Source organism: Aeromonas sp. XH (assembly GCF_033348475.1).
Lineage (GTDB): Bacteria > Pseudomonadota > Gammaproteobacteria > Enterobacterales > Aeromonadaceae > Aeromonas > Aeromonas sanarellii.
On the sequence record NZ_CP137630.1, the window covers coordinates 1,489,373 to 1,500,416 of the forward strand.

The following is an 11,044-nucleotide window of genomic DNA, read 5'->3' on the forward strand; positions in this document are numbered from 1 at the left end:
GGCGCTGGCGGCACAATGAAAAGAGGCCGCCCTCTGCCGGGCGGCCTCCTGTCTCAATACTTCACGTTGGGGTGATACTTGCCGAGGATGCCCTGGATCCTGTCCATGGTCTCCTTGCTGGGGGGCTTGATCCCGACCAGATCGTAAGTGTCCCCCAGCACGTCCCACTTGTGCTTGCCGAGCTCATGGTAGGGCAGCAGCTCCACCTTCTCGACGCACTCCCCCAGCTCGGCGATGAACTGGCCGAGCCCTTCGGCACTCTCGTCATCGTCGGACCAGGTGGGCACCACCACGTAGCGGATCCACATGGTCTGGCCGCGGGACGCCAGATAGCGCGCGAACTCCAGGGTGTACTTGTTGCTGACGTGGGTAAGCGGAATGTGCTTCTCGTCGTTGATCTGCTTGATGTCGAGCAGCACCAGATCGGTGTTGTCGAGCACCCGATCGAGCAGCTCGTCGTAGTGGCGCACGAAACCGTTGGTATCCAGGCAGGTGTGGATCCCCTGCGCCTTGCAGGCGGCGAACAGCTCGGCGATGAACTCCTGCTGCAGCATGGCTTCGCCTCCGGAGGCGGTGACGCCGCCGCCCGAGGCATTCATGAAGTGGCGATAGCTGGTGAGATCCTTCATCAGCTCGGGCACGGTGACCTCGCGGCCGCCCTGGGTGTCCCAGGTATCCCGGTTGTGGCAGTACTTGCAGCGCATCAGGCAGCCCTGCATGAACACGATGAAGCGAATGCCGGGGCCGTCGACGGTGCCGCAGGTCTCGACGGAGTGGATCCTGCCAATCACTTCGGTACTGCTGGCGTCGCCGGCTTCAACGGCGGGGATCCGCTGTGCGCCGTGGGCGGCAGGCCCCTTGGTTTCAACGACAGGGTTCCGGTTAATGACTGACATAGACGACTCCAATGGTTCGGACAGGGTACTAGCGGTCGTTATTTTATGACAGAAAGCCCTATAAATCCTACATGTTTAGCCTGGCCGGGCTCCGCCAAGCAGACGCTCCAGCTCCTTGACGGGGAGCGGCCTGCTGGTGAGGAAGCCCTGATAATGCTGGCATCCCAGGGCCTTGAGCACGGCGAGCTGCTCCTCTTCCTCCACCCCTTCGGCGGTCACGGTGAAGCGAAAGACCTTGGCCAAGTCCAGGATGGCCTTGACGATGGCCTTGTCCTGCTCGCTGTGCACCAGCGTCTGGATGAAGCTTCTATCCAGTTTGACCTCATCGGCGGGCAGATCGCGCAGATAAGCCAGTGAGGAGTAGCCGGTGCCGAAATCGTCGATGGAGATGAGCAGGCCCAGGGCCTTGAGCTGGCGGATCCTGGCGATGCTTTCCAGCCGGTTTTCCAGCACCACGGACTCGGTGACCTCCAGCAGCAGGCGCGACGGGGGCACGCCGGTGTCCCGCAGTATGTACTCCACCTGCTGTACGAAGCCGGCGGTGTGGAACTGGCGGGCGCTGACGTTGACCGACAGGTGGGGGATGACCAGGCCGTTGTTGAGCCAGAAGCTGTACTGGGCGCAGGCGGTCTTCATCACCCAGTAACCTATCTCCTGGATGAGGGTGGTCTCTTCGGCGATGGGGATGAACTCGCCGGGGGGCACCATGGTGCCATCGGCCTTCTGCCAGCGAAGCAGCGCCTCCACGCCGGAGAGGCTGCCGTTGTCGACTCTGTACTGGGGCTGGTAGTGCAACACCAGCTCGTTGTTGCGCAGGGCATCGCGCAACTGGTTATTGAGAGAGAGCTTGCTCTTCTCCCTCTCCGCCATGGCCTCGCTGAAGAAGATGTGGTTGCCCTGACCGGCGCGCTTGGCCATGTGGACGGCGGTATCGGCCTGCTGCATCAGGATCAGGTGATCCTTGTCATCATCGCTGAACAGGCTGATCCCCACCGAGGCGCTGCAGTGCAGCTTGTGATCGCCGATGTCGAAGGGGTGGCGGAAGATAGCCATCAGCTCCCGGGCGAAGTGCTCCGCCAGGATCTTGGCGGTGACATAGCCCTGGCCCAGGGCGGTAAACAGCAGGGCGAACTCGTCCCCCGAGGTGCGGGCCAGCACCAGGTTCTCCTGGGGCAGGGACTTGAGGCGCACCACCACGGCCTGGAGCAGCAGGTCGCCGCAGGCGTGGCCGAGGGAGTCGTTGATCGACTTGAAGTTGTCCAGATCCAGCAGCAGCAGGGCCCCCCACTGACCGCTCGGGGTCTGCAGGGTGCGCTGCATGATGTCGTTCAGGCTGCGCCTGTTGTAGAGATCGCACAGGTCGTCGTAATAGGCGAGGCGCTCGATGTGGCGGGCCGTCTCCTTCTCCTGGGTGATGTCGTGGAAGCTGCTGACGAAGTGGCTGAGCTCCCCCAGATCATCCCTGACGCCACTCACCATGAGCCGCACCGGGAAGAGATGCCCCGCCTTGTGCAGGCACTGCTCCTCCCCGCTCCAGTACCCCTGCCGGTTGACGGCGGCGACCACCTCCTCTTTCAGGCTGTCGCCGTAGTAGGTGGGCCTCAGGGTGTCGATGTGCTGGCCGATCATCTCCTCGCCCGCAAAGCCGGTGATGCGGCTGAAGGAGGCGTTGACCTTGAGGATGATGCCGCCGTGATCCATCACCAGCAGGCCGTCGTGGGTGTTGAAGGCCACCTCGGCCAGGCGCAGGGCATCGTCATTGGCGATGCGCTGCAGCTCGACGGCGGCCCGCTCACGCTGCTCGTAGAGGGCGTCGAGCAGGGGCATGGGGTCGGCAAGCGGCCCGGCGAGCAGCAGGGTGAGCTGACCCAGGGGGAGGCCGTTTGCGCCCTGGAAGGGGATGCCGATGTAGCTCCTGGCATTGAGGGCCAGCAGCTGGCTGGCCTGGGGGTAGCGCAGGGGCAGGTCTTCCACGTAGAGGCTCTGGCCGTGCTGGTAGATCTCCCGGCCCGGGCCCATCTCCATGCGCATGGGCTTGACGGCGGAGAAGGTATCCCCTTCCAGCACGCAGCGCGGAATGAGCCAGAGATCCTGGCCGCGAGGCTGAAACTCGCCGATCCAGCCGATGGTGGCGCCGCTGGCGTCCATGGCCCATCGCACCAGGGCGCGGCAGTAATCGCTGCCGGTCTTGTTGGCCAGTCCGTCGGGAGAGGGGATGAGCGGAGATTCCGTCGCCACGGGCTCCGGTTGCCAGTGGCCCAGCAACTGGGCGCAGTGACGCACCAGTTGCAGCGTCTCGTCGCCGATCAGGGTGGTTTCGGCATACTCGAGGCTGAGCACGCCGACGAGCTTCTCCTGCTCCAGCAGGGCGCCGTCCAGGCGGGAGCTGACGCTGGCATCGGCCAGGTAATAGTGCTGGCTCAGCATGGGCTGGTGCGCCGCCTCCGAGAAGCTCAGGGCGCCCCGGGTGCGCAGGGCGCGGATATAGCGGCTGTCGCCGCGGATGGCGCCAACGGATTCCACCCCCAGGGTGAACACCGGGGTCAGCTGTTCGCTGCCGAGGGGGCCATTGGCCTGGTAGTGCCAGAGGATCAGGCGATCGGCGCCCAGGCACTCCTTGAGGCTCTCCAGCATGGGGGCGTATTGCCGCTGGCTGGCCATCTGGCTCAGGCGCGGCAGTTGCAGCGACAGGTTGGCCGCACTCTCCTGAGGCTGGGTCTGCAGGCAGATGAGCCAGAAGGCGTCCTGCTCGCGAGAGAGGGAGACATGCCACAGCAGGGAGTCAAAGCGCAGCAGGAGCTTGCCCCCCTTGCCGCTGGCGAGGCGCTGCTCGATGGGCTGGCGCAGGGCTTCCGGCAACTGGGCCGGCCAGGCGCTGCGGGGTTCGTCGAGCCAGTGGAGCGGGGTCTGCATCACATCGGTCAGGGCGACCAGCCGTTGACTACGGGTATCCAGGCGAAAGAACAGCGGGGCCTGGCTGGCGGTCGGGAGATGGCTGAGCGCGGTAGACGACATGAACTGACACTATCCTGTTGAGCAATTGTCGGAGGCCAAGAATACTGCAAAACCGTGGCAAACAAAATTTCATTGATATCTAAATTAGAAATGCCTAATTTATTGGTCATCTCATGTTGAGCGGAGTCTTGCAGATGAAACGGATCCTGATTGTGGGTGGTGTAGCCGGGGGGGCGTCGGCGGCGGCCCGCGCCCGTCGTTTGAACGAAGAGGCCGAGATAGTGGTGTTCGAGCGGGGCGAGTTCGTCAGCTTCGCCAACTGTGGGCTGCCCTATCACATCGGGGGGGACATTCCCGACCGGGATGCCTTGCTGCTGCAGACGCCGCAAAGCTTCAAGCGCCGCTTCAACGTGGATGTGCGGGTCTTTCACGACGTCATCGAGATAGACAAGGCCGGCAAGACCCTGCTGGTGCGCAACCTGCAGACCGGTGAGGAGCGGCGCGAGCCCTATGACAGACTGCTGCTGAGCCCGGGCGCCGCCCCCATACGGCCGCCTTTCCCCGGCATCGACAGCCCGGGAGTGCATACCCTGCGGAGCATTCCCGACATGGACCGCATCCTGGCGGCGCTGGCGCACGACAAGCCGCGCCATGTCACCGTGGTGGGGGGCGGCTTCATCGGGCTGGAGATGATGGAGGCGCTGCACCAGCGCAAGCTCGAGGTCACCCTGCTGGAGCTCTCCGATCAGGTGATGGTGCCGATTGATAAAGAGATGGCCAACCTGCTGCACGCCCGCATCCGGGAGGAGGGGATCGATCTTCGCCTGCGCACCGGCCTCAGTGCCATCGAGAGCCTGGCGGTGCCGGCAGAGAAGACTTCGGCGGTGGCGAGCGCCCAAGGGGGCGGCCTGCGGCTGACCCTGAGCGATGGCAGCCGGCTCGACACCGGCCTGCTGATCCTCGCCATCGGCGTCAAGCCGGAGACCCTGCTGGCGTCAAAGGCCGGGCTGGAGCTGGGACCCCGCGGCGGCATCAAGGTGGACGCCGGGATGCGCACCTCGGATCCCTTCATCTATGCGGTGGGGGACGCGGTGGAGGAGACCGACTTCGTCACCGGCGAGCCGGTGCTGATCCCGCTGGCGGGGCCCGCCAACCGCCAGGGACGCATCGCCGCCGACAACATGCTGGGTCGAAGCGAGACCTACAAGAAGACGCAAGGCACCGCCATCTGCAAGCTGTTCGATCTGGCGGTGGCGAGCACGGGGCTGAACGAGAAGCGGCTGGTGCAGCTGGGCTTGCCGTTCGAGAAGGCCTATGTGCACCCGGGCAGCCACGCCGGCTACTACCCCGGCGCCCACCCGATCAGCCTCAAGCTGCTGTTTGCGCCGGACGGCAAGATCTACGGTGCCCAGGCCATCGGCAAGGACGGGGTCGACAAGCGCATCGACGTGCTGGCGGTGGCCCAGCGCGCCGGTCTCACCGTGTTCGATCTGCAGGATCTGGAGCTCACCTATGCGCCCCCCTTCGGCTCGGCCAAGGACGCGATCAACATGGCGGGCTTCGTGGCGAGCAACCATCTGAAGGGAGATACCCAGCTCTGTCACGCCGCCGAGGTGCAGGCCCGCCACCCTCATCAACAGGTGCTGGATGTGCGCAGCGGCCCCGAGCTCGACAAGCTGGGTCGCATCCCGGGGGCGCTGCACATCCCTCTGGATGAGCTGCGCAGTCGCCTCCATGAACTGCCCAAGGATAAAGAGCTGCTCATCAGCTGTCAGGTGGGGCTGCGCGGCCACGTGGCCTGCCGCCTGCTGAGCCAGCACGGCTTTCGGGTGAAGAACCTCTCCGGCGGCTTCAAGACCTGGCTGATGGCGTGCGCCGAGTAGGGATGGACTGGTGCTAAGGGGCCGGTGAGCCGGCTCCTGAGAGAGAAGGGCCACTCCATGGAGTGGCCCTTCTCTCTCGCACCAAGGTTGCTCACCGTGGTGAGGGGGCGTCGTCGAGCTGCTTGCGGATATGGTGCTGCAGTACCGCCAACATGCAGGCGCCGGAGAGGCCTATCATCAGGGCGCCGTTGACCGCCTCCAGCGGGCCCAGCAGCTTCCACTGCGCGCTCATGACGATGTCGCCATAGCCCAGGGTGGCGAAGTTGACGCCGGAGTGGTAGACGGCCTCCTGCAGGGTGTCGAACTCCCCAAGCCACAGGAAGAGCGCTCCCCAGACGCCAATCTGGGCCAGGTTGCCGAGCATCACCAGGGTGATGATGCCAAACAGGGCCAGCATGCCGGCCAGGGCCCCCTCGCGGCGATGGAACCGCTTGACATAGAAGCGGATGCACCAGACGGAGACCAGGGATTGCAACAGCATGTTGACCAGGATCACCGGGATGCCGACCAGAAAAATCGTAAACATATCACTCTCCTAACTGGGATTCCGTCAGCGGGCGGCCGACCGGCCACCACTGTTCGAGCAGCAAGATACAGAGCCAGCCGTAGCCGGCCACCAAGAGGTAGAGGCCGCAGCGCATGGCGGCCGCGAGCCAGACATCCTTGCCGGTGGCGCTGTCCTCGATGGCGGGCCCGAGCAGGATGAGGGCCGTGATCCAGGCGTTGCTCCAGAACGAGGGCGGGAAGCGGCTGGCCACCAGGGGCACCAGCCGCCGCGCCAGCCAGAGGGTCATCAGCATCAGCATCAGCACCAGCATCAGCAGGGAGGGCCAGAGGCTGAGCCCCATCCAGAGCGCGAACGCCAGCAGGGCGCCTGCCAGGGTCGAGAGCACCAGCTCCTGGCCCGCCTGCCTGGCATTGAGGGAGGTGCTCTGCTGGGCCAGGGCCACCGTCTTCATGACGGCGGGGATGTAGAACGCCGGATTGCCGAGGGCCAGCAGCCACACCGGCAATACGATGGCCACGGCCCGCAGCGCCAGCCGCTCGGGATGCTCGGGGGGCCGTGGGGCCGGTCTGGCGGCCGTGCCCGTCGCTGGCGGGGGAGGGAAGAGGGCGTGCGCCAGCCGGTTGACCAGGGTGCCCACCAGGATCCCCACGGCCATCATCTGGGCGATGGCGATGGCAAGGGACTGCTCGATGAGACCGGCCACCGGGATCACCGTGATGGCCATGATGAGCAGCATGGCGGCCCCCCCCTTGCCGGCCATCCCCAGCTGCATCAACAGATGGAGCGACAGGGCGACCAGCAGCACGCCGGCCAGGGCATAGTGGGTCAGCAGTGGCACCAGCAGCACGCCGGAGACCATGATCCCCAGCAACAGGAGCCCGCCGACCAGCCCCTTCTTCAGCGCCAGGGGCTCGCCGGGTCGGCACAGCACCACCCAGGCCATGATGACGCCGAGGTGGGGCATGGGCAGGGCCAGGCCGTAACAGATCCCCGTCGCGAGCCCGATGCCCGTGCCAATGCGCAGTACCGCCTGGTCAGCCTGTTCCATGAGGTGCCTCAATAGAGGAAGGAGAAGAGGCTCATCAGCCGGATGTAGAGCCCCCCCAGCCAGTGCATCGGCCCGCGCTCGCCGGTGTAGACCAGCACGTCGGCCTGACCGCCGACCCGCAGCGCCTCGACCGGGGGGAAGTCGTCGGCCTTGAAGGCGATCTTGACCGGGAAGCGCTGGGCCTGGCGCAGCCAGTCGCGGTTGTTGTCCACGGTCGGCAGCGTGCCGGCAGGCTGGCTCTTGCCGTCACCCACCCCGTAGCCGATGCTGCGCACCTCGCCTTCGTACAGGCGGCCCGGCAGGCTGTCCAGCAGGATGGAAACCCTGTCTCCCGACCGGATGTTGCCGAGGTTGTTCTCCGTCAGATCGGCCGATACCCAGACGTCGTGGATGGCGATCAGGGTCATGGCCGGGGCGCCAGCCCCGATAAACTGGCCCGCATCCGTGCTCAAGTCGGTGACAAGGCCGCGGCCCGGCGCCACCACGCGGGTGTTCTGGCGATCCAGCTCGGCCTTGTGCACCGCCGAGCGGGCGCTGAGCAGCTGGGAGTTGTCCTCGCCGCTCGCCCCGGCCGCCTCGATGGCGCGCCGGACGTCGGCCTCGGCCGCCGCCACCTGGCTTTTGGCCGTCTCGCGGCTGGCCTGGGCCACCTCGAGGCGGCGCACCGAGATGGCCCCCGGATCCTCGCGATAGAGCCGCTCCTGGCGTTCGGCATCCTTGGCCGCGTTGTCATAGGCGGCGCGCATGGCCATCAGGGCCGCCTCGGCCGCCTTGATCCCTTCGTTGTTCGCCTTGACGCCGCTCAGTACCGTCTGGTAGTCGGATCTGGCCTTGGCCAGGGCGATGTCATAGGGCTCGGGATCGATCTCGAACAGGGGGGCGCCGGCCTCCACATCCTGATTGTCGCGCACATGGACCTTCTGGATCTGGCCGGACACCTCGGCGGCGATAGGGACCACGAAGGCCTGCACGCGGGCCTGGGAGCTGTAGGGGGTCAGCCGGTCGGCCAGCAGATACCAGCCGAGCAGCAGGAGAATGAGTCCCAGCAGTCCTAGGGTGGCCCGGCGGCTGGCCTGGCCGGGAGAGGCGGTGTTGTCAGTCATGGGCACTTGCCTTTTGTGTCATGGGGCGGGCGGCGTCGAGCAGGGGAGCCCAGTCGGCGCGCTGGCGCAGCTGGGCCTCCACCTCCGGGGTGACCAGGGGGCGGGAGCGCCCCTGTTCCCAGCCGCCGCCGAGAGCCTTGTAGAGCGTGATGAGGTCGCGCATCCGGGCGCCGCGGCTGTTGACCAGTCGCTCCTGCTGGCTGAACAGGGCGCGCTGGGAGTCGAGGACCCGCTGAAAATCCGCCATCCCCTCGCGATACTGGGTGTTGGCGATCGCCAGGGCGCGGCGGGCGGCCTCGCCGGTCTGGGTCAGCAGGGCGATCTCCTCCTGGCCGTTGGCATAGGCCACGGCCGCGTCATCCACCTCGCGGGCGGCCTTGAACACGCTGTCGCGGTAGCGTTCGTGAAGCTGCTGGAAGCGGGCGTCCTGCACCAGGATCTGGTTGCCGAGCCGTCCCTGATCCAGCAGGTTCCAGCTGAGCGACGGCCCGACGGCCCAGGAGAAGGTGCCACTCTCCCCGCCGCTGGCATTGACTCCCAGGGTGCCGAGCAGGGTGATGGAGGGGTAGAGCTCGCTCTCGGCCACCCCGATGAGGGCCGACTGGGCGGCCAGCTGACGCTCCGCCACCCGCACGTCGGGACGGCGGCGCAGCAGATCCGCGGGCATCTCGGTGACCAGCGCCAGCTCCCCTTCGGGAATGGCCCCCGTGCCCTGCGCCATCTCGGGCAGGGGACCCGGGGAGCGGGCGAGCAGGGTGGAGAGGGCGTTCTGGCTCTGGCGCAGGCTGGTCTCGAGCTGGGGAATGCCGGACAGGGTGCCCAGGTACTGGGTCCTGGCCTGCTGCACGTCCAGCTCGGCGCTGTTGCCGCTCTTGAACAGCCGCTCGGTGATCTCGAGGCTGCGCCGCTGGATGCGGGCATTCTCCCGGGCAATGTGCAGCCTGGCCTCCAGGGTACGGATGCTCACATAGAGCTGGGCCACCTGGGCCGCCATCAACACCTGGATGTCGTCATACTGGGCCAGGGTCGCGAAATAGCTGGCATCCGCCGCCTCGACTCCGCGCTGGAACTTGCCCCAGAAGTCGAGCTCCCAGCCGAGGTTGAAGCCGGCGCCGTAGCTGCTGCCCGCGCTGCTGTGGCCGTTGCGGGTCTGACCTGCCTGGAGGAATTCCGCCGTCCCCACCGTCGCCTGGGGGCCGAGCAGGCTCTCGGCAATGTCGAGCTGGGCCTGGGCCTCGAGGATCCGCAGGCCGGCGATCCGCACGTCCGGGTTCTTGAGGAAGGCCTCCTCCACCAAGGCGCTCAGCACGGGATCGTGCAAGCTGTCCCACCATCGGCGGTAGTCGGTCGCCGTCACCGCCTGCTGACCCTCGGTGGCGCTGTGCCAGTTGGCCATCTCCTCGACGCCGGGGGCCTGATAGTCGGGCCCGAGCAGGGTACAGGCGCCGAGCAGCAGGCAGGCGCCCCCTGCAAGCAGGGGGCGAAGGAGAGGAAGTGCGTCGGCCATGGGGTTATTTTTCCGCGTTGGCCAGACCGTCGTTGACCCAGGCCATGAAGATGCGATAGCCGATGGAGAGCAGGGTGGCACCGATGAACATGCCGAGGATGCCATTGGTGGCCATGCCGCCCAGGGCCCCCAGCAGCACTACCGGCATGGGCGCATCGACGCCACGCCCCAGCAGCAGCGGCTTGAGCACGTTGTCGGCCATGCCGGCTACAACCAGCAGCACTGAGTAGATGACGTTGAGCAGGGTGCCGTGATCCCCCGACATCCACATGTAGGCGATGGCCGGACCCGTGACCAGGATGACGGGGACCTGGGCAATCCCCAGGATCAGCGCCAGGACGAAGAAGATGCCGACCGCCGGGATCCCGGCGAGCGACATGATGACGCCGGCCAGCAGGGCCTGGATGAAGGCCACCCCGATGACCCCCTGGGCCACGGCCCGGATGGTGCTGGTGCACAGCTTGGTCAGGGCGAGGCCCTTGCGCTCATCGGTGATGCGCATGGCGATGCGCTCGGCGCTGATGGCACCCGGCGCCCCCCAGGCCATGATGATGCCGGCCACGATGAAGGAGGCGACGAAGCCCAGCAGGCCGCCGCCCATGCTGGCGAGCATGCCGACGACCTGTTTGGCTATCTCCCCGAGCTGCGGCTTGTAGCTGATGAGGAGGCTCGGCAGATCCACCGAGGCCTTGGTCCAGAAGGCGTGCAGCTTGGCACCGATCAGCGGGATGCTGGCGACCTCGGCGGAAGGCGCCGGGATCACCAGGGTGTTGTTGTTCACCTTGTCGACCAGGGCGCTGACGCTGTCACCCAGGGAGCCGAGCATGGCGACGGTGGGGGCCACGATCAGCAGGATGCCCAGCAGGACCAGCAGGGTGGACGCCTTGCCCTGTTTTCCCCCCAGTCGGGCGGCGAAGCGCTGGTGGAGGGGATAGAGGGTGACCGCCAGGATCAGGGCCCACAGCATCATGTTCATGAAGGGGGAGAACACGGTAAAGCAGAACGAGCCCAGCGCCAGGATCAGGCCGAACTTGATGAACATATCCAGGAATCTGGCAACCAATCTCTTTTCGACAATGGACAGATCGTTATTTTCCATTCTGGTATGACTCCAACGGGGGATGGATGCACGACCATGCTGACC

At 66.2% G+C, this 11,044-nt stretch carries 8 protein-coding genes; 1 reads left to right on the top strand and 7 read right to left on the bottom strand.

Annotated features, from left to right (window positions below; all coding sequences use genetic code 11):
- Positions 1 to 53: 53 nt before the first annotated feature.
- Together pflA and R2B70_RS07145 are read right to left on the bottom strand one after the other, a co-directional pair.
- A complete protein-coding gene (gene pflA / locus R2B70_RS07140) occupies positions 54 to 896 on the bottom strand; it encodes a pyruvate formate lyase 1-activating protein (RefSeq protein ID WP_318162981.1) in 843 nt (280 codons plus the stop codon).
- A 75-nt stretch (positions 897 to 971) separates the two neighbouring features.
- Positions 972 to 3,911, bottom strand: a complete 2,940-nt coding sequence (locus tag R2B70_RS07145; protein WP_318162982.1) for a putative bifunctional diguanylate cyclase/phosphodiesterase — start codon at positions 3,909 to 3,911, stop codon at positions 972 to 974.
- 134 nt (positions 3,912 to 4,045) lie between these two features.
- Here R2B70_RS07145 and R2B70_RS07150 point away from each other — a divergent pair, with 134 nt between their 5' ends.
- Positions 4,046 to 5,734, top strand: coding sequence for an FAD-dependent oxidoreductase (locus tag R2B70_RS07150; RefSeq protein WP_318162983.1), 1,689 nt, complete (start codon positions 4,046 to 4,048; stop codon positions 5,732 to 5,734).
- 91 nt (positions 5,735 to 5,825) lie between these two features.
- On the opposite strand, the gene R2B70_RS07155 is transcribed toward R2B70_RS07150, so the two are convergent.
- The 5 genes from R2B70_RS07155 to R2B70_RS07175 are packed head-to-tail and all read right to left on the bottom strand — an operon-like array spanning position 5,826 to position 10,942.
- Positions 5,826 to 6,260: an ion channel gene (locus R2B70_RS07155; RefSeq protein WP_209791613.1), complete on the bottom strand. Its 435-nt coding sequence runs from the start codon at positions 6,258 to 6,260 to the stop codon at positions 5,826 to 5,828.
- A gap of 1 nt (position 6,261) precedes the next feature.
- A complete protein-coding gene (locus R2B70_RS07160; protein WP_318162984.1) occupies positions 6,262 to 7,290 on the bottom strand; it encodes a hypothetical protein in 1,029 nt (342 codons plus the stop codon).
- An 8-nt stretch (positions 7,291 to 7,298) separates the two neighbouring features.
- The gene (locus R2B70_RS07165) at positions 7,299 to 8,393 is read right to left on the bottom strand and encodes an HlyD family secretion protein (protein WP_318162985.1); all 1,095 of its coding nucleotides are present in this window, start codon (positions 8,391 to 8,393) and stop codon (positions 7,299 to 7,301) included.
- Positions 8,386 to 9,900, bottom strand: coding sequence for an efflux transporter outer membrane subunit (locus tag R2B70_RS07170; protein WP_318162986.1), 1,515 nt, complete (start codon positions 9,898 to 9,900; stop codon positions 8,386 to 8,388). The genes R2B70_RS07165 and R2B70_RS07170 overlap by 8 nt, the downstream gene beginning before the upstream one ends.
- Positions 9,901 to 9,904: 4 nt before the next feature.
- The gene (locus tag R2B70_RS07175) at positions 9,905 to 10,942 is read right to left on the bottom strand and encodes an AI-2E family transporter (protein WP_244462915.1); all 1,038 of its coding nucleotides are present in this window, start codon (positions 10,940 to 10,942) and stop codon (positions 9,905 to 9,907) included.
- Positions 10,943 to 11,044 lie beyond the last annotated feature (102 nt).

Excerpts from the sequence above, each read along its gene's own strand:
- R2B70_RS07150 (WP_318162983.1), top strand. The coding sequence starts at position 4,046 with ATGAAACGGATCCTGATTGTGGGTGGTGTAGCCGGGGGGGCGTCGGCG.
- R2B70_RS07170 (WP_318162986.1), bottom strand. The coding sequence starts at position 9,900 with ATGGCCGACGCACTTCCTCTCCTTCGCCCCCTGCTTGCAGGGGGCGCC.
- R2B70_RS07175 (WP_244462915.1), bottom strand. The coding sequence starts at position 10,942 with ATGTTCATCAAGTTCGGCCTGATCCTGGCGCTGGGCTCGTTCTGCTTT.
- R2B70_RS07165 (WP_318162985.1), bottom strand. The coding sequence starts at position 8,393 with ATGACTGACAACACCGCCTCTCCCGGCCAGGCCAGCCGCCGGGCCACC.
- R2B70_RS07160 (WP_318162984.1), bottom strand. The coding sequence starts at position 7,290 with ATGGAACAGGCTGACCAGGCGGTACTGCGCATTGGCACGGGCATCGGG.
- R2B70_RS07155 (WP_209791613.1), bottom strand. The coding sequence starts at position 6,260 with ATGTTTACGATTTTTCTGGTCGGCATCCCGGTGATCCTGGTCAACATG.
- pflA (WP_318162981.1), bottom strand. The coding sequence starts at position 896 with ATGTCAGTCATTAACCGGAACCCTGTCGTTGAAACCAAGGGGCCTGCC.
- R2B70_RS07145 (WP_318162982.1), bottom strand. The coding sequence starts at position 3,911 with ATGTCGTCTACCGCGCTCAGCCATCTCCCGACCGCCAGCCAGGCCCCG.